Origin of the sequence: Gordonia sp. 852002-51296_SCH5728562-b (assembly GCF_001665475.1) — a bacterium.
Classification (GTDB): domain Bacteria; phylum Actinomycetota; class Actinomycetes; order Mycobacteriales; family Mycobacteriaceae; genus Gordonia; species Gordonia sputi.
The window spans coordinates 139326-162967 of record NZ_LZMI01000132.1; the positions used below are offsets into that span (position 1 = coordinate 139326).

Genomic DNA, 23642 nt, shown 5'->3' on the forward strand with positions numbered 1-23642 from the left:
CTGACCCCCGGCACCCTCGGAAGCGGGCATAACGTGCACACTGAGGGCTCGCTTCTGAATACCTCGCTCCTCAATACTTCGCTTTTCGGTACAAGGTGGTGCCCGTGACCGGACAGTATCCCTATGGGCCTACGCCCTCGGGCTCGTCGTCGTCGAAGATCAGTCGCAAAGCGATTGTCGGGGGAGGCGTCGGAGCGTTGTTTCTCATGATGGCCAGTTGCGGTATCGGGGCAGCGATCGGTGGTGGTGGCGACAGCCCGCAGGCAGCTCCGACGGTGACCTCGACGACGACTCTGACCGAAACCAGCGCGGCGTCGACCGAGACTTCCTGGCGCACCACCACCGTGACCGCCACGCCGACAGCGTCAACCGGGACCACGGAGACCACCACAGGTGTGGCCGACGACGCGGACAACACTCCGCGCGGGCTGGCGGGGACTCGAACGCAGACTGCCGCGGTACCGACCACCGACTCGGATTCCGGAGGTGGAGGTGCCTATTACTCGAGCTGCAAGCAGGCCCGTGCCGCTGGTGCCGCACCGCTGTATGCGGGCCAGCCGGGCTACTCGTCGAACCTCGATCGCGACGGCGACGGGGTTGCCTGCGAGTAGTTGGTCTTTCAGCGGACTCTCTGCGAGTCGATCATCGGATGTAAGCGGTGGAGCCCTGGGGTGGAGCGGTGTTGCTGATCAGCTTGCCCAGGCAGTGGTCGCGGTCGAAGTTCTGTTGCTGACACCACGCTACGGCTGCCTGGGGACTCGGGAACGTCTGAGCGGTGATGGTGACCCACCAACCGGACGAGCTGAAGACGGACCAGTCGTCACTCCACAGCAGGCGTGCGCCCGAGAATCGTTGATAGTTGGCGGCGAACTCGTCGAGGATGTCTTTGTTGGTCCACGTCTTGCCGTCGGCGACGAGCCCGGGCTGTTTGGAACTGAGCTGGGCAACCCATTGATTGTTGCTGCTCGAGAGGATCCTCGCGCGGTCGGCGTCGACCTGTGTGCGAAGTGATTGTGCAGCAACACTATCCACGTCGACGCCGGTCGGCTGACCTGCTTGCGACGCCGTGGCCGACACCGGACCGGTCGCCTGCGAGGACGAGAGTGTCGAGGTTCCTGCGGCGCCTGAGTCGGTGACCTGGATCGTGAGGTTCGAACCGCTGCTCGCGTCGGGCAGTTGGTAGAAACTGCCCGTGGGATAGGTGAGCGTGATCTGTCGCGAATCAGGTTGTGGCGGAACACCGATCGGTGAGCTGGAGAAATCGAAGATGCCGTTCGCGACCGGACCCGCGGAGGATGAAACCGCAACCGCGGCCTGCGATCCCGACAGCACATCACCCCCGGAGCAGGGACTTGACGCCGTGAACGTCACGGCCAAACCGGAACTCGTGAGCGACGCCTGCGGCGACGAGGTCGTCAACGGCTGTGCGCACCTGGTCAATGTGTCGGGGAGGTTCTGTGCGCCCGAGGCAGATCTTGTCGACGAGTTGTTCGCCTTGAGCGGGCCCTTGGTGGCAGCCCACACCGCCCCTCCGACAATGAGTGCGAACACCACGACGAGTCCGACGCCGATCAACCACCATGAGGACTTCGACGGCGGTCGGCCAGCAGGCTGATACGGCGACGGGTACGGGGCGACCGGCGTGGCAGGTGGAACATAGAAGCGGGCGTCCGACGCGGCCTGCGCTGCTTGGGTGGCTTCCCAGCCCGAGGTCGTCGGGGCCGGCGTGGCAGGCGGAAGCGTCGGTGCTGCAGCAGACGTCGACCCTTTCTTCAGGGAGATCGTGGGGGGAGCCGCGGCGGAGCTGTCGAGATGGACGCGGGTGGTTGCCTCGCGCGCCTGGGGTGCGGTGTTCGCGGGCGGGGTGGCCTCGGGCGGTGTGGCCTCGGACGCGTTTCCTGGACTCCAGTCGAGTTGGTGGCCCTGCGACGAGTGCGGGGTCGGGTTGTCAGGCATGCATGGCCGATCGGCTCCTCGACGTCGACGACGAAGCAGTCGACGACGAAGCAGTCGACGAGATCGAGAGTAGGCGTGTCTACCTGGTGGTTGCGGCGAAAACCTCGCACTACGACTGCTTTTCATCTGATCGTGCGACAGGCGACACCCCACGACTCCAGCCGTGCAAGTAAATTCCTGGCGTATATCGCACTTTCACGGATTCTCTGAAACCGACTGGCCGACTGTGATGGGCGACGCATTTTGCCGCGCTTGCGGCTTTCCGGCACGTGAACAACAGAGGGCTGACCTGCTCGGTTGCGCCCACCTGTGCCACGCTCCGGGGTGTGGGGAGCCGTGTCGTGTTACCAGGTCGCCCCTCAATTCGAAGCGCCGCGATGGCGTTAATGTCGGCGAATTGATACATTGTGTTCTCGAATCACAGATCGTTGCCGCACAAACACAGTTCGTGTAGCGCACGATATCGCTTGGGGGGGAACCAAGAAGGTGTTTCAACGCGCCTCGTCGTCTCTTCATGCCGTTCGCAGCCTTGTGAGCAGCACGAAGGAACTACATAAGTCAGTGCTCAGGCACTCGGAGTTCGGTCGTGCCGTCGTCACGTGTGCGAGCCCGGTGGGTCGTGCAGTCCGGGTAGCTTCATGACCGGTACGCAGACCCAGCCCGGGATCCACACTCACAATTCGTCGCTTGACGGACTCTCCGTCTGTGTTGTCGCATGCCACTTCGCTCCGGAGACAACCGGCAGTGCGCCGTACAACACGCTTCTCGTCGACACTTTGAGTCAGGCGGGAGCTCGCGTCGAACTCATCACTGGCGTGCCGCATTACCCGCAGTGGCGTGTTGACGATCCGCGTTACCGCAGAGGGATTCTCTGGCGCGAGACGCGAGGCGAAGCGGGTGAGATCTCGGTGCGCAGGCTTCGCCATTCCGTTCCGTCGACCGTGGGTATTGGCGGACGTTTCCGACTCGAGTCCAGCTTCGCGGCGCTGAGTGCGCCGTTCGTCGCCGCATCGTCGGCCGACATCGTCATCGCGGTCAGTCCGCTGCTCGGCGCCGCCGCGGCCGTCCGGGTCGGGAAGCGTGGGCGTCCGGCGGGAGTGTTCGTTCACGACCTCGTCGGAAACGCCGCGGCGCAAAGCGGAACAGTTGGTCGGGCCTCGCAACTCATCTCGAGAGCGGAGTACAACACCTACCGAACCATGGATCGGGTCGGTGTGTGCACGCCGCGATTCCGATCCGCGCTGACCAACGGCGGAATCGACGACGCCGCAATCATGGATTTGCCTGTGTTCACCCACGTCTCGAGGTCGTCGGAATCGTCGACCGAGGCGCGCGCCGCACTCGACTGGGATTTCCCCGACGATGCGATCGTGGTGGTGCACACCGGAAACATCGGTCGCAAGCAAGGTTTGACACATGTGGTCGACGCCGCGCGTGAGATCTCCCGAATGCCGGGAGCGCCCATCGAATTCGTGCTTGTAGGCGACGGAAACGAACGCGCCGGACTACGGGAACAGGCACGCGGGGTAAGCAATATCCGGTTTGTCGACCCGGTCGACGCCGAGTCGTATCCCCGGGTTCTCGCCGCGGCAGACGTCCTTCTGCTGCACGAGCTGCCAGGCGTCGTGGAGATGTCGCTGCCCAGCAAGCTCACGTCGTATGTGACCGCCGGCAGACCCGTCGTCGCAGCGGTCGAAGACTCTGGGATAGCAGGACGATTGCTCGAGTCGTATGAGGCGGCATCAATTATCTCTGCCGGCGACCCGACTGCTCTCGCAGCGGCCGTACGGCAGGCGGTCGACGACGAGGCGGTCCGCGGCCGATTGCTCGCGGGCGCCGCTCGACTCGGCGATGCGGAGTTCGGTACTGAAAGCGGGAAGCGAGCCTTCTGCACCTTCGCATCAGAAATAGCCAACAGCTGACGTGCTCATCTCGCGCACGTCTCCTGAACCACCATCACAGCACTGAACGAAAGGACCCGCTGACATCATGAAACGGGCACTCATCACCGGCATCACGGGCCAGGACGGCTCCTACCTCGCCGAGTTGCTTCTCTCGAAGGGCTACGAAGTCCACGGACTCATCCGCCGTGCGTCGACCTTCAACACGTCACGCATCAACCATCTCTACAGCGATCCGCACGATCCGAACGCCCGGTTGTTCCTGCACTACGGAGACCTCAGCGACGGAGCACGCCTGGTCACGCTGCTCTCGACGATCGAGCCGGACGAGGTGTACAACCTCGCTGCACAGTCGCATGTGCGTGTCAGCTTCGATGAGCCCGAGCACACCGGCGACACCACCGGAATCGGTTCGGTGCGGCTGCTCGAGGCGGTACGCCTGTCCGGGGTGCACTGCCGGTTCTACCAGGCCTCGAGTTCGGAGATGTTCGGTGCCACTCCGCCGCCGCAGGACGAGGACACGCCGTTCTATCCGCGTTCGCCGTACGGTGCCGCCAAGGTGTACTCCTACTGGATCACCAAGAACTACCGCGAGGCCTACGGGATGTTCGCGGTCAACGGCATTCTCTTCAATCACGAGTCGCCCCGACGGGGCGAGACGTTCGTCACCAGGAAGATCACGCGAGCCGTCGCACGTATCAAAGCCGGCATCGAGAACGATCTCTACATGGGAAATCTCGACGCCGTCCGCGACTGGGGTTACGCCCCCGAATACGTGGAGGGTATGTGGCGGATGCTGCAGGCACCCGAACCTGCGGATTACGTTCTTGCGACTGGTGTTCCGTGCACGGTCCGCGAGTTCTTGCAGACCGCGTTCGACCATGCCGGTCTCGACTGGGAAGCGCACGTCAAGTTCGATGAGCGCTACCTGCGCCCCACCGAAGTCGACTCGTTGATCGGTGACGCCTCGCGTGCCGCGTCGGTGCTCGACTGGAAAGCGAAGGTCGCAGCGCCCGAACTTGCGCGGATCATGGTCGATGCTGATGTGGCAGCATTGGAGTGCGAGGGCAAGCCGTGGATTGACACGCCCGCGCTGGCCGACTGGAGTTGACAAGCATGGCAACCGATTTCACACCCGGACCGCTCGATCGTTCAGCGACGATCTATATCGCAGGACACCGCGGGATGGTCGGGTCAGCACTGTGGCGCGCCTTCGAGGCTCGGGGATTCTCCAACCTCGTCGGTGCCCGCAGCTCGGAACTCGATCTGCGTGATCGCGCGAAGGTGTTCGACTTCATCTCTGCAACCAAGCCCGATGTCGTGATCGACGCGGCTGCACGGGTGGGTGGGATTCAGGCGAACAACACCTACCCGGTGGACTTCTTGTCGGAGAACTTGCAGATCCAGGTGAACGTCCTCGACGCCGCAGTGGCACAACAGGTTCCGCGGCTGCTGTTTCTCGGATCGTCGTGCATCTACCCGAAGTTCGCGCCGCAGCCGATCCATGAGGACTCGTTGCTCACCGGCTTGCTCGAACCGACCAATGACGCCTATGCCATAGCGAAGATCGCGGGCATCCTTCAGGTGCAGGCTGTCCGACGACAGTACGGGCTTCCGTGGATCTCGGCGATGCCGACCAATCTCTACGGCCCCAACGACAATTTCTCCGAAACCACGAGTCATGTGATGCCCGCGATGATCCGGCGTTACGTGACCGCACGAGACTCGAATGCCGCCTCCGTGACGAACTGGGGGAGCGGGTCGCCGCGGCGTGAATTCCTCCACGTCGACGACATGGCTGCTGCCTGCATCCACCTACTCGCGAACTACGACGGACCGCAGCAGGTCAACGTCGGTGCCGGTGAAGACGTCACGATCAAAGAGCTCGCCGAGACAGTCGCGAAGATCGTCGGTTACGAGGGTGAAACCCACTGGGACACAAGTAAGCCCGACGGAACTCCACGCAAGTTGCTTGATGTGAGCCGACTCCGCGATTCTGGCTGGACCAGCTCGATCACACTCGCCGACGGCATCACCGACACGGTGGAATGGTTTGCCGAACGTTGTGCAGCCGACGAGCTGGCGGTTCGGGGATGACTGCGGCCGGGGCGAACACTCGTCCCATTGCGCAAGACCCCGGTACCCACGACGACGCTACTGGGTCGAGATACGCCGCCAACGATTTCGATCTGGCGGGATTTCAGGGTGTCGGCTACGACAAGGGGCGTCCCGTCGCGGTGCAAGCACTGTGGTTTGCCGTGTCGCGGGTCATCGTGATGGCGTGGTGGTGTCCGGCGAAAATTCGGGTGCTGATTCTGCGCGCCTTCGGAGCCGAGATCGGACGTAACGTTCTTATCCGACACGGCGTGCGAGTGCACTGGCCGTGGAAACTGTCGATCGGCGACAACACCTGGGTTGGTGAGGGCGCGTGGATCCTCAATCTCGAGCCTGTGACCATCGGCGCCAATTGTTGCCTCTCTCAGGAGGCGTTGATCTGCACGGGAAGTCACGATCGACGCTCGCGCACATTGGAATTCGACAATGCCCCGATTGTTCTCGGCGATTCCGTGTGGATCGCGGCGAGGGCGATGCTGTTGCGCGGAGTCACGGTGGGTGCCGGGTCGACGGTCGCGGCCGGAGCGATCGTGTTCAAAGACCTTGAGCCGGGAAGTCTGGTGAAATCGCCACAGTCCGACGTGTATTCGCCGACGGGAAAACCTGAGAACTCGATGTAGGCAGGTATTTGCCGCGGCAAGCTTCTGTCGTAGCGAGATCTGCGTTCATCGGTCTGAATCCAGATATAGATGCCGAGCGTTTGACGTGCGGTTATGTCTCGCGCATTTTGCGCTGATTTATGGCGGCAGTCGTTAGCTCGTACGAATGACATCGCGTGAGGTGCCAACGAACCGCGCGATGCCTTAATCTCGCGTCGCCCTTGGGGGCCTTATGCCTGGTTGTTGTGGTGTCGCGACGTCCCTGGAGTGTCGACCACACAAGCTTTAGGTGTGATTCAGACCTCGTTGGCAAGTAATACTTGAAGTATCGGTTTACCAACGAGAACTGCACTGGTAATGTCGGCAATGCAAGGGGATCAGGGGGATGGTCGCGACTGCCGTTACACCGCATGTCTTGTACGTCTGGTGGGGCGCTCTGAAGTCTCGATCACTGATTTGCATTCACGACGAGAGTTGATGGTGTGAGCATATTAACGGGGGGGACCTATCGTGCTGCTCGAGGCCATGGCGGCCTCGGGCGACGAATCAGGAGCTCGGAAACGGTTCGTGCTCCGCTGGCGCATGATCAGCGGGCACAAGTCGCTGCGCGCTTGCGTTGGGCCGAAGCCGCCGTAATCATCGCAGCCAGCCTTGCTGGTTCGGTGATCCGTGGCGGGCTACCGGCAGCGTCAGTGAGTTCGTTGGCGTTCAGTGTCGGCCTGGCCGGTGCTGTCGGCCTTCTGTGGATCGCCATCGCGGGGGCGATGAAGACAGTCGATCCCATGCTGATTGGTGTCGGTGCCACTGAATATCGCAGAATCCTTTCTGCGGCAGCCATTTTCCTTGCCATCGTTGCGCTTCTGCAGTTGGTTTCCGGTTTCTACATGTCGCGCGCGATGCTCTTGATCACGCTCGCGTTGGGCGTCCTCGGAAGCTTCGTCGTCCATCAGGTCGCGGTCCGTCGCCTCAAGAATGCTTGGCGCGACGGCCGAGGGGTTGCGCGAGCGCTGCTCGTCGCTCGTCCCGAGCGATTCGATTCGATCGAGAAAGCCCTCCACAATTCCGATGGTTTGGGAATCTCCATCGTCGGACGCCTCGCCGGTCCGTCGCTATGGGTCCGGTCGAGTCGTGAATGCGCACAGGTGCCCGCGCGCGGCGTCGACTGGCTACCGCTTCCCACTGATGGCGTCGAGGAGACGGAGAGTTCGGTCCTGAGCGCTGTCGATTCGATCGACGCCGACATGGTTATCCTCGCGGATACGTCCGGAATGGAGAGCTGGGCCTTCAGAGACCTCACCTGGGCATTGCACGAACGAGGTGTGGCGCTCGCCGTCGAGCCTGCCGTCGGAGATGTCGCATTGTCGCGAATGGCCATGTCGCAGTTGAACGGAACGTCGCTGCTGCAGATTGGTGGTCCCGCGTACAACCGCGCGATGAACCTGCACAAGCGGCTGTTCGACATCGTTGTGTCGTCGCTGGCTCTGGTGATTCTCGCGCCTGTTCTGTTGGGCGTGGCGCTGCTGGTCAAGTGTGGAGACAACGGAGCCATCTTCTACGGCGCCAAGCGCATTGGTGTCGGCGGTCGGCCGTTCAAGATGTGGAAGTTCCGTTCGATGGTTCCCGATGCCGAGGCACGACTCGCTGCGGTGCGCGCTGAGATGGGATTCGACGACAACACCTTCTTCAAGGCAGAAGACGATCCACGGATCACCCGCGTTGGTCGTGTGATCCGCAAGACCAGCATCGACGAACTGCCGCAGCTGTTCAACGTGCTCAGAGGCGACATGAGTCTTGTCGGTCCGCGACCGATGGTCGACGGAGAAGGGGCCGAGTTCGCGAACTTCGTCGAGCGTCGGGTACTTGTCCGGCCAGGTATCACCGGCCTCTGGCAGGTATCGGGACGTTCGGACATCAGCGATGAAGAGAGGGTCCGCCTCGACCTCATGTACGTCGAAAACTGGTCTATGGTCGGCGATCTGGCGATTATCTCTAAGACCGTCTCTTCGGTCTTGAAGATGGAAGGCGCCTACTGAGGCATAGCCGCTCAGGGAATACTGTCAGGCAGTCGCGTTGACCAACTTGTCCACGGTGTCTGACAAGTTGCGAATGCTCGAAAACGTTGCTTTCTTGAGTGCCTCGTCGGGAAATTCGACATCGAACTCGTCCTCAAGGCCGACCATGACGGTCACGCTCGCATGCGAGGAGAGACCAGCATCGAATAGGTCGTCGTCGACTCCGATCGTCGACACATCTACCGCGAGTTTTCCCCATCTTGCGAGTACTTCACGAATCTTTTCTTCCACGGTGCTGCCCTCCCCTGATGTCGTCTGTCGCATGTCGTATAACCAGATGACATTAACAACAGTGACCGATTCACGGCGTTTGCCGTCCCTGGCAATTGTGCCATAAGGGCAATCCGCAATTAGGTGAGGCTTCGTGAATTCGCAGTGACAGGGCGATCGCTTGCTATCGCGAGCTGCCTCGGTACTTCCGGTGGTACTCGTCGTACAGATCGGCGTTGCGGACGCGTTCGTTGCGCTTGACCAGATCGGGATTCAGGCCGTGCTGTGAGAGTCGATGCCTGCGATAGATGACGTTGAGTGCGATCGAGAAGAAGACGTACGCGATGGGGATCGGCGAGAACATGATGAACCGCACGCCCCAGTCGGCCGGAACGAAGAGCATCGGGAGCATCAGGATGATGCAGGGGATCGCCCAGCGAACCACCATGCGTACCGGGGCGCCTTTGCCGGCGAGGTCGTTGGCGACCCAGTCGCGCATCGAGTCCGGCAGCACCGCGCCGTAGCAGTAGCGGATGTACTGCCAGCCCTTGGGGCGAGCCGACGTCTCTGCCATGATTTGCGCCCTTCTCGAAATTCAATCGCGTGCTACTGAATTCTACGCGAACGACTGTTCCAGACGTCGTCCAGGTGCGCTGCGGCACGTGTAACGCGCCTGAGCTGACCTCATCCGGCCGCCCGCACCCCGCCTTCGGCGTCGACTTCCATGCGTGTGCTGGGGCCGGCGACCGGCCGGTGCAGCACGGAGGCGACGCGTGAGCGGTTGGCCGGCGATATACGGACGAACACCTCGCCGTCCTCGGCGTCGCGGAGCACCTTGGTTGCCAGTGTGCTGATCTGCTCGCGGACGTCTTGGGTGATCTCCTCGGAAGAGTCGTCGATGAGCACGACGTCGACGCCACGGAGGCGAGCGTCGTATGCCGGGCCGTCGATTTCGAGTTTGCTCATCAGTGGTGCGCGAAGGCGGTCGCGGAGGTGGGCTTCGAGGACCTCGCAGTCGAGTCGTTGTGCCGGCGTGAGTTCTGCTCCTGAGGCGATCAGTTCGAGGAGCGGTCGGGCGAGTGAGGCGAGTTGTCTGACCTGGCGTGTGCGTTCGTCGGCCGCCGCGCGTGACGCTGCGAGCTGAGCCACGCGCACCGTCGTCTGCTGGCGTAGCGAAAACACCTCTCGCGCCGTGGGGTTCAATGTGAAGGAGAACAGCATCGCCATCAGCAGCGGGGCGGTGTCGGCAGCAACCTGCACGACGGCGGAGATCGCCCCCGCGCCGCTCGTGGCGCCCCAAACGGCGAATACGGCAATGGTTGCGAAGAATCCAAGCCATGGCGCGACTCGTCGTCCGCGCACCACCACGAATGCGTATATCACCGCGGACGCCCCGTGGCTCATCGCAACCGCGACAGAGGTTATCGCAGCCGCCGACGACACCGACAGAACAAGCCAGCTGCACACCGGGCCCGTTGCAGCGAGGAGCGCTGTCGGTGTCATGGGGAGCGGATCACCGTCGACCGCAATGAGACCGATCGTCGCGGCAGAGTAGATAGCGGCCGCTGCGATCGGGCCCCACAAGGTGTTCACCGTGTCGCCCGACGTGAGTGCAACCAACCAGCAGGCGCCGATGAACGTGCCTGCGACCAGCCACACACCACGTTCCCGCATGCCGAGGAGGTGCCGCGCGTCGGTCAGTTCGGGCGTGTCCACGAGAGCCTCACTGTTGTTCCGCGCCCGTGTTGCGATTCGACTATCGCCAAACCGCCGTCGATCTTCGACATTCTGCCTTCGATGCTCACCGAGATGCCGAGACGTGAGGCCGGTACTGAACTGGGGTCGAATCCTGTTCCGGTGTCGGAGATGTAGACGCTGAGACCGTCCGAGGTGGAGGTTGCATCGACTCGCGTGTGTGCGTCGGGACCGGCATGGCGTTGGGAGTTACGGACTGCTTCCGCGGCGGCCGCGGCGATCGCCGTCGTGACCGCTGTGGGGTAGCGTGCCGTGTCGTCGAATATCGAGGTGGACATCCTCTGTTGCGGCGCAACAAGAGTCACCGCCGCGCGGATACGGCTCAGGGTTTGCGACGCATCGACCTCGTCGTCGATCTCATCGGAGCCTGCACGGTCGATGGCAGCCAAAGCATTTCGGGCGTCCTGAATTAACTCATACGACGTCCCGCGTCGCGCAGCCAGTAGCAGTGTCGACATGACGCTGTCGTGGGTAAGTGCGTCGAAGCGTGCCCGTTCCGCTGAACGGGCTTGTGCTGCGGCAGCAGCCGCGGTGGTCGAATAGGCTTCGGCCCGCGAGTCGTCGAGGATTCTGGCGGTGCGTCGGCCCATGATTGAGGCCACCACGAAAACCATGGAAAAGGCATTGGCCCAGGCTATCTGGGCCACGATCGATCCGATCACCTCGGCGTGTCGGGCTAGCCGGTCGGCGATGACTGACCCAGTGACCGCGACTCCGAGTACCACGAACGCCCAGCCTGGTCGGAACGCGAGGGCAGCGCAGATGGCGGCGAGGCCCGGAAACATCGACAGCCAGAGCCCCTGCACGGTGTGGATCTGGCCGCCGTCCCACGCGATCCACCAGAGGGCCAGTGAGATCAGGTAGCCGATGGCGCTGATGCCAGTGATGGTCTGCAGCCGACGGTAACCGGCGCGCCACGTGAGCGGACCCATCGACAGTCCGGTGCCGAAGGTCAACAGCACCGCGACCGGGGTATACCAAGGGGCGGCGATTGTGGATGCTGCGGCGATCGGAACCGCGAGCTGAACGCCGTAGAGCAGGTAGCCTGCGGCCGCGAAGAGGGTGAACTGTCGAAGGATTCGACGTCCCGCCAGGGCATCCCGCGATGTGTCGCTTACCCCCGGAGACGTCGCGGAATCGGTAGCCATCCGTCCTCTATCGCTCGCTTGTACAGGTCGGTCTTGGTGGGAGAGGGGCGGCCGACGGCTTGATAACGCAGGCGGATCCGGCTGACGTAGTCGGCGACGGTCTCGGTGGAGAGGTGGAGTTCTGCTGCGACGCGGGCGGTCGATTCACCGGCCGCGTAGAGCTCGAGTACACGACGTAACTGTGGCGGCAGATCGACGAACTCGTCATCGGAATCGATGGCGGCGGCCCAGTCGATACTCGCGACGGTCTTGCCGTCGAGCGCCTGCGCGATGCCGTCGAGGAGTTCGGCTTCGCGGGCGTTCTTGCGGATCACTCCCAGCACTCCCGCGCTTGCGGCCTGGCGAACGAGGTAGAGCTCGTCGCCGGAGGTGTAGACGAGAACCGGTATCCCGGCCTCGGTGAGCGCGGCGATATTGGTGAGCGGAGTGGTGCCGTCGTCGAGCCGGAGGTCGAGGAGGACGAGGTCGAGTTCGGCGGTGACAGCCAGCAGTCCGGCGACGGTGTCGGAGCCTGCGACGAGTTCGAGGTCGTCGTGATCTGCGAAGGTGGCGCGGAGGCCGCGCACGATCTGCTCGTGATCGTCGACGACGCCGACTCGCGCGCGGTTCGGCGGGTTCGTCATGGAGACATCTTGGCCGATGCAACCGGCAATACAGCAGGTGATGAGTATGGCGAACGTAGTAGCCGGCGTCGATTTCGTCTGTTCGGACTACAGGCGTCCACTCGTCGGGATCTGATGCTCACTCGGCGTAATGCCGCGAGTTGCAACCAAGGCGAAGTCATCGCACTGCAGAAACACACTATGTGACGGCAGCTCCGCAGAAAGTGACGCGTCCTGGGCCGGTGACACGTACCGTACAGCCGCACAACCGCCAGGACGCGACTTTCTGCGGACTCGGCAGCTGATGGGTAGTCATGCCACTCAACTTCCCGTCACGCCCGCCATATGATGCAACCGGCACAGCGCCCGATATTGCATCGGCCCGTCGGCCGTATCGCCGACGGCGACCACCTCGCCGGAGCGCACCATGACCCCGTCGACGATGCGGGCGTTCATGAATGCCGTTCTGCCACACCAACACAGCACGACGGCCTGGAGTCGGTGCATCTCGTCAGAGATTTCGACGAGACGTGCAGCGCCGTCGAACAGTTGTGATCTGAAGTCGGTGAGCAGGCCGTAGGCGAAGACGTCTAGACCACGCTCGTCGACGATTCGCGCGAGTTGATCGACTTGCGCGACGGTCAGGAACTGCGCCTCGTCGCAGACGACGTAGTCGATTCGCGAACTGGCGTACGCCTCGACGAGCGCGAAAACGTCGGTGGCGTCGTCGATGAGCACGGCGTCGGCGACGAGTCCGATTCGACTGGTGACCAGCGACTGGCCCGAGCGGTCGCGCTTGGTCATCAGCAGACCGACCCGTCCCTGTTGGCCCTGATTGAAGTGCGTTTGGAGCGCGAGTGTTGTCTTACCCGCGCCCATCGGTCCGTAGTAGAAGACGAGCCGGCCAGGTTCACTCACCCGCAACCTCCAGACCCCCTTGACAACTTCCAGACGACGATCGTCACATGATGCTGCACGGGGGCGAGATGTGCAGAAGTGCGAGACCATCGCTGGTGGATGCCCGATAGCGCATGCCCGATAGCGCACACGCGCCAGCGGTCGACCAATTGGTCGCGCGTGCCGATGCGTGCCGTCGTATCGGGGCATCCTGCAGGAGGAATATGGAGTTCTCAAGGTGCGTGTGTCCGGCGCCGGCAAATCCGCAGGCCGGACTGTCGCATACGACCTGTACGGCATCGTGTCGCGCAACAGTCCCGGCGAGCGAACCAGCCTCTATAACCTTTGAGGCTGGTGGTGCTCACTCTCTGTCGTCCTCGTTGTTCTCAGCGATCCAGCGACCGACGCCTTGCTTCGCGACATGCTTGCCAAGGCGCTCTATCTCGTCGACTGGTGGGTACATCGCGTCGAACGTGATGTTCTCGATGCCTTGCTCGTCCTTCAATCTGGACAGTCGATCCCGCAGTTCGGGCTTCCAACTCGCGTGCACTCGGACCGACCACCCGGATGCACCCCACGCCTGTGACAGCTTTGTCGGGCCCTGGCTCGGCTTGAAATTGATCGCCAGAGAGCTAATGTCCGGGCGCTGCGCTGCGCTGATTCCAGGCATGTTCAACCCGCTGTAGGCGCTGTGCACGCCGCCCACCAGGAATTTGCCAGCCTGTGCCCGCATCCGCGGGTCAAGTGGTTGCTCGTCCACCAATCGCACCGTTACCGACCAACTGTCTTTCGACTGGTCCTTGCCTCTGACCACGTCGGACCATGGCAGAGGGTAAGGCTCTGGCGATTTCGGTGCCCCGGACTCCACCGGCGGTCGGGCGAGGCGCATCTCGGCTTTGGCCTGTGGGAGTTCACTCTTAGTCGTGTGGGGTGTGACGATGAACAGTCGCCCATCGGTCCCGTCTTCCTTCTCGACCGCGAAGAACAACGCTTCGAGCGGCTTAGTCGACACGTCGATCAACCTCGTAGGCACCAGATGGTGCTGGCAGATCATGAGCAGTTCACCGTCGGACATCCGCCGGCCCATGCCTTCTTCGCGCAGCGCTGCGATGACTGCGTTCTCAGCGGCGGCTAGGTGTGACTCACGGACCCGCTCGTCGCCCACTGCGGCTTTGCACACGCGGTAGAGGCTCGACGTGAACCCATGCCAGGACTTGGTCTGGCCTCGGAAGTACTTGGTCGCCTCCCTCAGCCCTTTCGGACCAGGCACGTCGACCTGAGGTCCCGCTGTGATCCACTCCCAGAACTTGTCGAGCCCCTCCTCGCTCTTGTCGAAGTCGTACTTGCCGTTCAACTCGTTCGCGCTGAACCAGTCTTCGATGAACGCGGAATACTCGGGTACGGCTACGGGATTCGTCTTCTCGCTCATGCAGACAGACTCTGCCAGAAGGGTCCGACCGCGACCTGTCACAGGTACACCCGACTTCGGCCGTCACACAGGCGATCAAAGGTGGATCGGTAGAGCGGGGTGAGACGTCCGTGCTCATCGGTGCGCCGCGCCGGTGGTGAGGAGTCGTCCGACGATTCTGGTGGCGGCGAGTTCGCCGTCTTCGGAGCGGAGTTGCTCCCCGATATCGCGGGCGTGATGGGTGTAGGCGGGGTCGGTGGTCGCGTTGGTGATCGCGGTGGCGAGCTCATCGGCGGTCACTGTTGTGCGACGCAGCGGCGGCGGGCTGACGCCGAGCCGGTGCAGACGCTGCGCCCAGAAGGGTTGTCCATGATTCCAGGGATCGCGATCGAGGGGGTCGCCGCTCGCAGGGTTGCCGCAGTGGTTCCTGCGTCGCAATGGTGCACTGCGGCTGATGTTTTCGGCAAGAGCCAGCTGTGGGGAACGTCGTCGATGGTGAGGATGTGCGGGTTGTCGTTGGCGTGCAGGTTGGCCCAGCTGCGGTGGATGATGCCGCGATGCCCTGTCTTGGCGAGGGCGTCGGCGAAGAGTTGACTGAGGCGGTCGCCGTGGGTGGCCGCGGTACTGCCAAGCCGACTTAGATCGGTGTTGGGCCGTCGTCGAGGAATTCGACGAGTGCCTCTGGTGGGGTGTAGTCGACGCTCTCGGCGGGCCACCAGTAACCGGTGAGGTGGGCATGGGTGGGCCAGTCCGCGGGGCGCGGGATGACGTGGCTGCTGATGCCGTGCAACTGCAGCCACGTATCAGCGCGCTGCCGTTGGTAGGCGCGACGTGATTGCTTCGCTAGCCCGAGATTCGCACGCAGCTCGACGATGAGTGGGGTGAACAACTTCTCCCCAGCGGCGGTCATCGTCCAGGCGGCGCGATTGCCCCATCGCCCGAACGATCGTGTTCCCAACGCGGGCAACGTGCCAGCCCAGCAGCGACCCGATCGGCCCTTCGCGCAGCAGCAGATCGGCATCGGCTGCTGCGGTCGCCATGGCTTCGCCGACGCTGGCGAGGTCGTCGCGCATGCCCGCCGCCGCGTCTTTCGGCGGCCGGAGTTTCTCGCCTTCGACCATCGCTTGGCCGTAGGTCGAGTCGCGAGTGGACTGCTCGGTATCGCCAGGCAACTGGCGAAGTCCAGCCCGGCGTCGACGACCAGCTGTTCGTAGGGCTGTTGGGCGGCGATCGCCACATCCACCCCGAGTTTGTCGCGTAACCGGGTCGCGAGCCCTGTCAGCGGGGCGACGTCGCCGCGGGTACCGAAGGCAAGAACGACAATGGTGGCTACTTAGATGCTCCCAACGCGTGGAGGAATAGTTCGCCGACGCCCTCGACGTAGCGGCCCACGGGTAGGTGGCGTCGCGGGCGAGGTTGCTGACTGCGTCATCGAGTGCGGCCCGCAGCGCATTTTTGACCAGTGCGGCGTCGACGGTGGTAGTGAACTCGCCCGACCGGATGCATCGCTCGATGATGATCTGCGGGTCAAGTTGAATCGTCTGTAAGTCTTTTCCATGCTGGGTCGAGCGGAGACCTTTGGCTACGCCACCTCCGTTTCGGAGGTGACACGCTCACGGTAGCTGGTTTCGTAGTCGATCGGCGTCTGGTAGCCCAGTGACGAGTGCAGACGCTCTGCGTTGAACCAGGACACGTAGGCGGCGGTCTCGCGTTCGACCTCGCCGCACCCGGCGATCGGGTGGGTGTCGATCAACTCGGTCTTGTACAGCGCGATCGCCGATTCCATCAGGGCATTATCGAGGGCGTCACCGACGGATCCGATCGATCCAGTGATCTCGGCGTCGCGCAATGCTTGAGTGAACGCCAACGATGTGTACTGACTGCCCGCATCGGAGTGATGTACCAATCCTGTTGTGGTGAAACCGAATACGCCCGTTCGTGGTGTCGACATGGCTTGCTCGACGACACTGGTCACCAACGGTGTGTGCTTGGTCGACATCATCCGCCAGCCGAGAATGCGCCGCGAGTACACATCGACGAGGAACGCGACGTACACGAACCCCGCCAACGTCCACACATATGTAAAATCTGCGACCCATACTCGGTCGGGCGCATTGGACCTATTCCTTTGTCGCCCATCATGATCGGGGAAACGAGGTGCCCGATCATCGCGGTTGGTCGTCGTGGTGCGGTGGTGTCCGCGGACCGCGCCGGCCGCACCGCAGATGCCCATCAAACGGCCTACCTTGTCACGGCCCATCCGATACCCGGCACGATCCATCGCGCGCCACATCGTGCGGACCCCGTAGACACTGCGATTGCGTTCCCAGACCAGGTGAACAGCGTGCGCGTCGTAGGCCTCTGCCAGCACAGATTCGGGTATCTGGCCTGCTTGTTTGCGTGCGTAATAGGTGGACGGGGCAATCGCCATCCCGTGCTCGGTGAGCACACGGCAGATTGGGTCGACCCCAAACCTGTCCTTGTGTGCGTCGACGTAGTCGACGATCACCGGAGTCGGCGGTCGACCTCCGCCGCTGCGAAAAACGCGGACGCGGTCTTCAAAATCTCGTTGGCTCTTCGTAATTCGGCAACTTCACGCCGGAGTCGACGCATCTCTGCCTCATGTTCAGCGACCGTCTTCGCGCCTTCTGTCGAGTCGATAGGCGCGTCCTTCTCGATCCAGTTGCGCAGCGTTGCGGGGTTGATGTCGAGTAGCCCGCCGACGTGCTTGCGGGCGCTGGATTTGGACTCACCCGCTTCCTTCAGACGGTCGTGATACATCCGTACCGCCCGCTCACGGGTCTCCTGATCGAACTTGCGTGGTGCAGCCATATCGACATTCTCCTGGTGGGATCACTGTCTCCACCAGACCCAGGACGGCTCACCCGCCGTTGGCGCTGATGTATGCAGCCAATTGATCGCGCGCGGTCGTCGCGGCCGACACCGCCGGAATGATCACTGTCGCCGACGCCGTGAACACCGACTCGACCACCGCGGCAACAATCTCGTCCTTGTTGGTGAAGTGATACAGCAGCGCACTTTTCGCGATCTGCGCCCCCTCGCCGATCTTCGCCAACGACGCCTGCGGGTAGCCCACCTCGGTAATCAACTCGATCGCTCACCCGACGATCTGCTCTCGCCGAGCCTGATCGGCGAACGTTCGGTTAAACCCTCATCTGACCGTACGGTCTATTTATAGAACAACTGGTCTAGGGGTGGTGTCCGGCGGGCGTCGGCCCTCGTTGTCGGATTGAACGGTTGGCGGCCACACGGTGTGGCTCGGCGCACCACGATTCGCGCGCGTACGCGATTCAGACTGCGCTCAGCTCACCGCACGGCGTTGCCACCTCGTCGAGGATCGACTCGTCGGGCGCGCGATCTGACCCTGCGAGAACTTGAGCTTTCGCGCTCGCTATATCCGAGTCCTCTACTGCAATGCTCTCACGGCGCGCCGCCAGAAGGCCCGCTGTCGCTGCGAGTTCGCCCACGGTGTTCGCAGTGCTGCGATAGATCCTTCTGGATTCGTCGAAGGCTTCTTGTGCTGCGATAAAATCACCTGCGTATCGCTCACATACTCCGATGTATCGGCGGAACACCGCAGCTGCCCAGGAGCGTTGAAGCGACTGATCCGTCGAATCATGAAGAAAGGTTTGGCCGAGTGCGCTCAATTCAACGGCCAATCGCCGGGCCGCGCCAGTGTCGAGGGTCCTTGCTCCGCAATCTAGTTCGGTGGTGATGATCGACGCTGCCGCGAGCGCGCCCCACGAGACGCTGCCAACTGCTGTAAATGCATCGCGCGCGTACGTGAAGTGCTCGCGAGCTCGCACCGGTTCGGAGTGGACGATCAATTCTCCTGCCCAGAAGGAACATTCGGCTGCCACTCGAGTGTATCCGTGGCTGATCGCAAAACTCATGCTGGTTGCGATGTTGGGTGAGTTCGGCGCGTTGAAGAGGTAGTGCAGGCGAATCTTTGTCACATCTGAAGCTGCAATTCCGTAAGTGTCATCCGCGCTGTCAAAGCAGTCACGTGCTTCGGCTATCTTTTGAATTGCCCTTTCATCGCCTTGACGGTCAAGGATCAGGGCACGGGTGTATGCGCACCATCCATGTCGGATATCGCGCTCGGGTCCTTCGATGGAAGTTGCTGCCTTATCTGTGCGATCGAGATCGTTTAATACCGCACCTGTGTCGTACGGATAAGCGAACAGCGAAGCGCGCGCCCGCTCGTAGTATGCCCGCGCCAGCGAGCGCGCGTCCAAAGTTGTTTGCGAAAGCTCGAGCGCGCTCTGTGCCAGGTCGAGCGACTCCGTGCCATCAGCGCTACCGCCTGTGCGTCGGATGATCATGCTTGCCAAACACAGCGCGTCGACGCGAACGCTGGGTGCCGATTTTGGCGAGCTCCCAATCGATGCGAGGTCATTGACAAACAGCGTGGTTTCGCGAATGTTCAGCTTCGATTGTTGGTAGATAAATTGCACCAGAAGTGCGGGCCGGTCGATCAGTGTGACGTCAATTGTCTTAACGTCCGAGGGAATCGAATCAACAAGTTCGACGCTTCGCGTGTACCGTCGAACCCGCTTATCGTTGTCGTCGGGGACCCACGTCAACCGTCCGGATTCGGTGAGTTCACGGAGTGTGCGGGAAACAACCGTAACCGGTGAGCCAACGAAGGCACTGATGGACGTAGGGGTACTGATGTCAGCGTCGATCGCCGCGAGCACCTTTTGGCGTAGCGGTGTGCTCGACGGCGTCCGTTTAGCCACGGCCGACGCCAGGCTGTGCAGGTGCTGCCGAAGCAGTCCGATGAGTGTCGTGATCGGTACGGCCCACTCGTAGGCAATGGGGGTGCCCTCGCGCTTCGCGGAGCGGCGCGCGGACTCTAAGGTGTCGACGGCGTCCTGAATGCTCTTTTGGTCTGTTTCGGGTGCATCCATCAAGTCCGAAATCGCTTGCCCGAGAGCGGAAGCTGTTCTCGAATCAGCGCTGCGGGCGAGTAGCCGAGGTAGTGCTTCGGCGAAGACTGTCGCAGGTGTGGGTGACGTAGAGTCGTTTGCAGTCATGTCACGTATAGTACATGTCAAGTACTATGCACGCGTGCAACGTGATCGCGCTTGTGTACAACGAAAATCACACGGTTGTAATACGTTTCGACGCGCTGTCGAAGACAGCAACCTCCGCCGGGGAGGTGAAGGTGTGGTGAACGGTTCGCTCGGCGAACTCTCGCGCGGGTACGACGACTATCGCCCCCGGCTCGTGAAGGTCGCCTGTAATCCAGTGGGACGGGTTATTGGCGAATACCGTGGTTGTCTGCGCAGCTGCCACCAAGCCATGCGCGATCGACACAAAGCCACTCGTCTTGCCGGTCATGTTGCAGACTATGAGGAGTGTTGGTTGAATTCGGCGCAGAACTTCCTGGACGGTCAAGTTCGATAGGTCGGCGCAGATGAGTACCGCGACACTGTAGTCGCGCCCCCTATAGAGAGTGATCTGATGTGAGGCTTCGATGTCTTCGGTGTAGTCAATAGGACCCAAAGGCAGCCGAAATACGCCGGATTTGCTGTGTGAGCCATCGCCGGGTCGATCAGGGCCGTGCGAAAAGTGAATCTTGACCGAGTTGCGGTTCCTTCCGTCGTTGTCAGTATGGTGATAGCTCCCTGATATGACAACGCGAAGTTGTGAACAGTACGGGTGATGATTCATCGATGTCCTGAGCTGTGCACGTAGTTTGATGTTCTTACCGATCAAGTAGGTACTGAGGCGCCGAACGATATGTCGATCAGAAACCAACTCAGGTAGGACGACTATGCCAGCGCCCGCTGCGAAGGCTTTTTCGATGCCCGATCTGATAACGGAATACTGTTTGGCACGATGGGCTGGTCGTATACCAAAGAACAAGGGGGTACCTCCAGTAATATACCAATCCCCGATGTTTATCTCGCTGAAGTTCCTGTTGGGTTGCAGTATGGCTATTCGCAGTCCGTTTTCTCCGACAGCCATGTCGAAATGCCTTCCGCGCGTTCGGTCGAGCGTTACGCGAAATGGGCGGGTATTTTCACTTCGCCACAGTGACAGGCCCGTCACTGTTGAAGGATTCCACTGGTCGACCCGCTCCGGGTTGGGACTCTCGGACAGGCCGTGGGGTCTATAAAGTGACAGGCAACCCTGAGCGTGGGTAGGAAATGCGCACATATCGACGAGGTCGTAGATGTCGGCGCCGTCGGGGCTGAATTCGTTGGCGTCAAACGTGCCGTCGAGGCCAATTGCGATGACGTTGGCCGCGTGCCATGCAGCCAACGGGCTGTCAGATGACTTGGCAATCACTTCGGAGAGCTCAGCAAGCACTGGAACCCTGATGGTCGAAACGATGTTCACGCCAATCAGCTTGATGATCTCAGCGAATACGTCGAGACTGCGCAGAGAGGCGGTATTGAATGTATGCCCATCCGCGTAACTGCGGGTCGCATAGACCAAACACGCTTCGGCGACATCAAGGTTGTTGACGACGGTGTTCTCGAGCGCGTGCCGTAGTGAGTCCAGATGAACATCGGGCAAGAGGGCTCCTTCGAAGGCTGAGGCACGAACAACTGATCCTATCCAGCTAGATGTGATGCAGACTGACAAACCGCGGAGGAGGCTTCGCGTTGCGCTGCGTGTGCCCAGCAGTGCGCAGCCAAGAATTCGAAGCCAGGCGTTGGCTGGATCAGCGGAATCGCCCGGCAATCGACTGGGTGTTCGCCGGCGACATCATGGTCGAGATCCGAGCCGTGAACATGTCGACAGTCAACGTCAACCAGTCAGGACGGCTCAACAACCCCTCGGGGCCGTGAACCACGACGCCCACAGACGCTTCGGCTCATACCTCCACGGCCTCAGCCCGCGATTTGGTCCTCAGACCACCGACCGGGCCCCACCCAACGGAAGGCCACTACCCCACGAAAGATCGAGGCTAGGCACCTATCATATCGATGATAGATCGAGAAGTGAGTCTGGGAAACTGTCAAAAAAGTCACAAAAGGTCGTGTCGCATTCAAATGCTGGATAGCGATACTGCGATCGACCTATGCTGTCTCGCGTCACGGACTGCAGATCACCAAGGCTATCGCTCAGCTGGCGACTGGGTGACGGAAAATATGCAAAATGTATCCTGAAGGGCGATGGATGGGGCTGAATCTGCGAACTGTGCGCTCGCGTAGATCTCGAGGAGAATCGCAGCACATCCTGGCGCTCCTCGTTATATTGGCCGTAAGTTGCGCCTCTCTCTTCGGCTGTTCCGACGAGAGAGGCCAAAGTAGCGTATTTGGGACATTTTCCGAAGACGCCGCTACCTACGAGAGAAGTCTGGACGATGTTCAGGTCGACTGGTGGCCAAAGGCTGACGACGGAGTTTTGAATGCTGATAAGACCAGTGTTGCGTTCAACCGAAACAGCCGAAACAGTAGTGTTTTGGGTGGTGACGAGCGGCAATTTCTCTCGATCGCGGAGATTTCGGGTAACTCGCCGCAAGATTACAAGCGGATCGTCACGGTGAGGCCAGGAAAAGAGTACCGGGGGGTGGCATACTTCCGCAACGGTTCAAGCGAGAATGAAAGCGTGCAGACACGGATGTCCATTTCGCTTCCGACTCACGTGCTTCGGCGAACTCCAATCGTGGCACGACTCGCATCCGCAAATTCGCGGCCCGCCGAAGTTGGGTCTCAGGGCGTGCTTACTACCAACATCGGTGATCCAGCGGTCTTCCTCACCATGGAGTCCGCATGGGTGTCAATTCAAGGGAAGGGCCGCACGTACGAGGTCGATCCAACGCAATTGACATCGGCAAGGGGCGCGGATATTGGATGCAAAAACTCAGATGGCAACCTTCCGTCAGGCGATGATTGCTGGGGAGCAGTGATTTTCACCTTCAAAGCTGTAAAAATGTCGTACTACTACACAATGTATGTGGCGCACGATCAAGATACGAGATATTCGAACTCGATTACCTACTCTCGTGGAGAGTCCAGAATTTCTGTTGGTCTTAGCGTTGAGAACTCCGGCCATCAAACTCTTCGAGGGGTCATCTTGACGATTCCACAGTTCAATGAGGGATCTCCAGTAGTACTTGATATGAGTACCGTTCAATTGAAACGGGATGATCAACCGTGGTATGCGGTCAATGCGGACGACAAAGGATCTGTTCAGGTGGGAGATATTGATCCTGGAAAGAAGGCCACCCTAAGCGTGAGGGCAATTATTAAGTCAGATATTTCCGGAGTATTGTGCAGCCGGGGCAGTATACCAATTACCGGTCAGGTCAACTCCAAGGACTTCGTCGCGTCCAAAGCAAGTGCTCAGATATTCGTGGACAATAGTGATTGTAAGTGAAAGCTAGACAATACGACCTCGATCAGAGTTCTACGCGCGTGAGGGCGGATGCAATTGAATGAGCGCATGGGTTGGCTAAACTACTTCATCTATTTTGCATTCTATATTGCCCTAGCATGGCTGTTGGTCGCCGCCGTCCGCAAAGGATTAGTGCGAGAACTAGTGGCTGTCGTCGCGTTGTTTTGTGCTGTGATAATTCCTAATCAAATCGACGTGCGTGACCGCGAACAGCAGGCAATAAAGTCTTGCGTCGATACGGTACTAGGTTTTCGTGAGTCGTTAAGTGGGATGTACGTCCTGCCTGTCGATCAATTCGATGTAATCCAAGATAAGGTGGCTGCCACAGCTTCAGTTCCAGAGCATCCGTCTGAAGCGAGAATAGCGGCCCAGAATGCGAAGGACTCGACCTATATCCTCTGCAGGAACTTCTCGTTCTTCCATCCCGATGATCCGCCGTGGTCAGTGTCGCCAGCATCGACGTCGGTCAATTGGACGTCGACAAATGTGGCGGATCTCTATGCATGGACGTCTCAGGCTTTGGACGACGCGCAAGGAATGAAGGCGCGGCCTGTCTCGATCCCGTTCCTCAACGTCCCGGTCCTATTCTGGCAGTGATTG

General features: G+C 61.0%; 24 protein-coding genes and 1 other annotated feature. Of the genes, 10 read left to right on the forward strand and 14 right to left on the reverse strand.

All coding sequences use genetic code 11. The features are described 5' to 3' along the window. Positions 1-104 precede the first annotated feature (104 nt). On the forward strand, positions 105-611 hold the full coding sequence (locus A5766_RS22550) for an excalibur calcium-binding domain-containing protein (protein WP_231894782.1): 507 nt from the start codon (positions 105-107) through the stop codon (positions 609-611). 31 nt (positions 612-642) lie between these two features. On the opposite strand, the gene A5766_RS22555 is transcribed toward A5766_RS22550, so the two are convergent. Then, a complete protein-coding gene (locus A5766_RS22555; protein ID WP_064906506.1) occupies positions 643-1956 on the reverse strand; it encodes a hypothetical protein in 1314 nt (437 codons plus the stop codon). A 2-nt stretch (positions 1957-1958) separates the two neighbouring features. Here A5766_RS22555 and A5766_RS24535 point away from each other — a divergent pair, with 2 nt between their 5' ends. The 6 genes from A5766_RS24535 to A5766_RS22580 all read left to right on the forward strand — a co-directional run bounded on the left by A5766_RS24535 (position 1959) and on the right by A5766_RS22580 (position 8604). Beyond that, on the forward strand, positions 1959-2129 hold the full coding sequence (locus A5766_RS24535) for a hypothetical protein (RefSeq protein WP_156527552.1): 171 nt from the start codon (positions 1959-1961) through the stop codon (positions 2127-2129). A 465-nt stretch (positions 2130-2594) separates the two neighbouring features. Continuing rightward, complete coding sequence (locus A5766_RS22560; protein WP_064906508.1) at positions 2595-3878, forward strand: glycosyltransferase family 4 protein; 1284 nt, start codon at positions 2595-2597, stop codon at positions 3876-3878. Positions 3879-3945: 67 nt separating this feature from the next. After that, positions 3946-4968 carry a GDP-mannose 4,6-dehydratase gene (gene gmd, locus A5766_RS22565; protein WP_064906510.1) on the forward strand — a complete coding sequence of 341 codons (1023 nt, stop codon included), beginning with the start codon at positions 3946-3948 and terminating at the stop codon, positions 4966-4968. A gap of 5 nt (positions 4969-4973) precedes the next feature. After that, complete coding sequence (locus tag A5766_RS22570; protein ID WP_064906512.1) at positions 4974-5954, forward strand: GDP-L-fucose synthase family protein; 981 nt, start codon at positions 4974-4976, stop codon at positions 5952-5954. After that, a complete protein-coding gene (locus tag A5766_RS22575; RefSeq protein WP_082965610.1) occupies positions 5951-6592 on the forward strand; it encodes a DapH/DapD/GlmU-related protein in 642 nt (213 codons plus the stop codon). Before A5766_RS22570 ends, A5766_RS22575 begins: the two co-directional genes overlap by 4 nt. 641 nt (positions 6593-7233) lie before the next feature. After that, entirely contained in the window at positions 7234-8604 is a 1371-nt protein-coding gene (locus tag A5766_RS22580) for a sugar transferase (protein ID WP_269449465.1), read from the forward strand. Positions 8605-8628: 24 nt separating this feature from the next. Here the strand turns inward: A5766_RS22580 and A5766_RS22585 are convergent, their stop codons facing one another. From A5766_RS22585 to A5766_RS22610, 6 genes are all read right to left on the reverse strand, one after another. Continuing rightward, on the reverse strand, positions 8629-8907 hold the full coding sequence (locus tag A5766_RS22585; protein WP_064906516.1) for an acyl carrier protein: 279 nt from the start codon (positions 8905-8907) through the stop codon (positions 8629-8631). Between the two features lie 130 nt (positions 8908-9037). Then, the gene (locus A5766_RS22590) at positions 9038-9427 is read right to left on the reverse strand and encodes a DUF5313 domain-containing protein (RefSeq protein ID WP_064906518.1); all 390 of its coding nucleotides are present in this window, start codon (positions 9425-9427) and stop codon (positions 9038-9040) included. Positions 9428-9537: 110 nt separating this feature from the next. Continuing rightward, positions 9538-10569: a hypothetical protein gene (locus A5766_RS22595; RefSeq protein WP_064906520.1), complete on the reverse strand. Its 1032-nt coding sequence runs from the start codon at positions 10567-10569 to the stop codon at positions 9538-9540. Next, positions 10551-11756 (reverse strand): ATP-binding protein, encoded by a 1206-nt coding sequence (locus A5766_RS22600; RefSeq protein ID WP_082965612.1) that lies wholly within the window; start codon positions 11754-11756, stop codon positions 10551-10553. The genes A5766_RS22595 and A5766_RS22600 overlap by 19 nt, the downstream gene beginning before the upstream one ends. Beyond that, entirely contained in the window at positions 11723-12379 is a 657-nt protein-coding gene (locus tag A5766_RS22605; RefSeq protein WP_064906521.1) for a response regulator, read from the reverse strand. The genes A5766_RS22600 and A5766_RS22605 overlap by 34 nt, the downstream gene beginning before the upstream one ends. A 300-nt stretch (positions 12380-12679) precedes the next feature. Continuing rightward, positions 12680-13276 carry a thymidine kinase gene (locus A5766_RS22610; RefSeq protein ID WP_064906524.1) on the reverse strand — a complete coding sequence of 199 codons (597 nt, stop codon included), beginning with the start codon at positions 13274-13276 and terminating at the stop codon, positions 12680-12682. A gap of 169 nt (positions 13277-13445) precedes the next feature. Here A5766_RS22610 and A5766_RS24540 point away from each other — a divergent pair, with 169 nt between their 5' ends. Continuing rightward, positions 13446-13604 carry a hypothetical protein gene (locus A5766_RS24540; protein WP_156527553.1) on the forward strand — a complete coding sequence of 53 codons (159 nt, stop codon included), beginning with the start codon at positions 13446-13448 and terminating at the stop codon, positions 13602-13604. A 12-nt stretch (positions 13605-13616) separates the two neighbouring features. Here A5766_RS24540 and A5766_RS22615 read toward each other — a convergent pair whose 3' ends face one another. From A5766_RS22615 to A5766_RS22655, 7 genes are all read right to left on the reverse strand, one after another. Then, positions 13617-14684: an FRG domain-containing protein gene (locus A5766_RS22615; protein WP_064906525.1), complete on the reverse strand. Its 1068-nt coding sequence runs from the start codon at positions 14682-14684 to the stop codon at positions 13617-13619. A gap of 114 nt (positions 14685-14798) precedes the next feature. Continuing rightward, entirely contained in the window at positions 14799-15101 is a 303-nt protein-coding gene (locus A5766_RS25235) for a hypothetical protein (RefSeq protein ID WP_231894783.1), read from the reverse strand. Positions 15102-15300: 199 nt separating this feature from the next. Continuing rightward, positions 15301-15621 carry a hypothetical protein gene (locus A5766_RS25240; RefSeq protein ID WP_231894784.1) on the reverse strand — a complete coding sequence of 107 codons (321 nt, stop codon included), beginning with the start codon at positions 15619-15621 and terminating at the stop codon, positions 15301-15303. 624 nt (positions 15622-16245) lie between these two features. Beyond that, positions 16246-17495, reverse strand: a protein-coding gene (locus A5766_RS22635; RefSeq protein WP_156527554.1) for an IS3 family transposase whose coding sequence is annotated in 2 segments (ribosomal slippage) — positions 16246-17201 and positions 17201-17495 — 1251 coding nt in all. Because the reading frame shifts where the segments join, the coding sequence is not laid out codon by codon here. Then, positions 17080-17211 (reverse strand) — a sequence feature (AL1L pseudoknot). (Overlaps the previous gene by 132 nt.) A gap of 49 nt (positions 17496-17544) precedes the next feature. Next, positions 17545-17772, reverse strand: coding sequence for a TetR/AcrR family transcriptional regulator (locus tag A5766_RS22645; RefSeq protein ID WP_197501594.1), 228 nt, complete (start codon positions 17770-17772; stop codon positions 17545-17547). Positions 17773-17974: 202 nt separating this feature from the next. Then, positions 17975-19723, reverse strand: a complete 1749-nt coding sequence (locus A5766_RS22650; protein WP_156527555.1) for a hypothetical protein — start codon at positions 19721-19723, stop codon at positions 17975-17977. Between the two features lie 67 nt (positions 19724-19790). Beyond that, positions 19791-21215 carry a hypothetical protein gene (locus A5766_RS22655; RefSeq protein WP_064906543.1) on the reverse strand — a complete coding sequence of 475 codons (1425 nt, stop codon included), beginning with the start codon at positions 21213-21215 and terminating at the stop codon, positions 19791-19793. A gap of 585 nt (positions 21216-21800) precedes the next feature. Between A5766_RS22655 and A5766_RS24545 the strand changes: the two genes are divergently transcribed. After that, complete coding sequence (locus tag A5766_RS24545; protein ID WP_156527556.1) at positions 21801-23024, forward strand: hypothetical protein; 1224 nt, start codon at positions 21801-21803, stop codon at positions 23022-23024. Positions 23025-23072: 48 nt separating this feature from the next. Beyond that, positions 23073-23639 carry a hypothetical protein gene (locus A5766_RS22660; protein WP_064906545.1) on the forward strand — a complete coding sequence of 189 codons (567 nt, stop codon included), beginning with the start codon at positions 23073-23075 and terminating at the stop codon, positions 23637-23639. The last annotated feature ends 3 nt before the right edge of the window (positions 23640-23642 follow it).